This window comes from Streptomyces sp. NPDC050164 (assembly GCF_044459945.1).
GTDB lineage: Bacteria > Actinomycetota > Actinomycetes > Streptomycetales > Streptomycetaceae > Streptomyces > Streptomyces coeruleorubidus_A.
Genome location: NZ_JBITJK010000106.1, coordinates 1 through 1,199 on the forward strand (window position 1 = coordinate 1; position 1,199 = coordinate 1,199).

Consider the following 1,199-nt stretch of genomic DNA (forward strand, 5'->3'; position numbering starts at 1 on the left):
GACGAAGGCTCTTGAAGGCGTTCGTGTGCTGGATATGACGCATGTGCAGTCGGGTCCGTCGGCGACGCAGTTGCTGGCGTGGCTGGGGGCGGATGTGGTGAAGGTGGAGGCGCCGGGCGGTGACATCACGCGCAGGCAGTTGCGGGATGTCCCGGATGCGGACTCGCTGTACTTCACGATGCTCAACTGCAACAAGCGCAGTGTCACGCTGAACACCAAGACCGAGCGGGGCAAGGAGATCCTGACCGCGTTGATCGAGCGGTCGGATGTGCTGGTGGAGAACTTCGCGCCGGGTGCGGTGGACCGGATGGGGTTCACCTGGGAGCGGATCAGGCAGATCAACCCACGGATCGTGTACGCCTCCATCAAGGGATTCGGTCCGGGCCCCTACACCGACTTCAAGGCGTACGAGGTGGTGGCGCAGGCGATGGGCGGGTCGATGGCGACCACCGGGTTCGAGGACGGGCCGCCGATGGCGACCGGCGCGCAGATCGGCGACTCCGGCACCGGCATCCACGCCGTCGCCGGGATCCTCGCCGCCCTCTTCCAGCGCGAGCGCACCGGACGCGGCCAGCGCGTGAACGTGGCCATGCAGCACGCGGTGCTCAACCTGTGCCGGGTCAAACTGCGCGACCAACAACGCCTGGCCCACGGCCCGCTGGCGGAATACCCCAACGACGACTTCGCCGACGAGGTACCCCGCTCCGGCAACGCCTCCGGCGGCGGCCAGCCCGGCTGGGCGGTCCGGTGCGCGCCGGGCGGACCCAACGACTACGTCTACGTCATCGTCCAGCCCGTCGGCTGGCCCCCGCTCACCGCTCTCATCGGCCGGCCCGAACTCGCCGCAGACCCCGAGTGGGCCACCCCCGAAGCCCGCCTGCCCAAACTCGCCAAGATGTTCCAGCTGATCGAGGAATGGACCTCCACCCTGCCCAAATGGCAGGTCCTCGAACGACTCAACAGCCACAACATCCCCTGCGGACCCATCCTCTCCACCCGCGAAATCATCGAAGACCCCTCCCTGGCCGCCAACGACATGATCGTCGAGGTCGACCACCCCGAACGCGGCACCTTCACCACCGTGGGCAACCCGCTCAAACTCTCCGACTCCCCCGTCGACATCACCACCCCACCCCTCCTCGGCCAGCACACCGAAGAAATCCTCATCGGCGAACTCGGCCTCGGCCACGAAGAACTGC

At 67.4% G+C, this 1,199-nt stretch carries 1 protein-coding gene; it reads left to right on the plus strand.

What is annotated here, in order from left to right; all coding sequences use genetic code 11:
- Positions 1-1,199 (plus strand): formyl-CoA transferase (gene frc, locus ACIBNA_RS45070; RefSeq protein WP_399171301.1); only part of this gene is annotated, 1,199 nt, incomplete at both ends.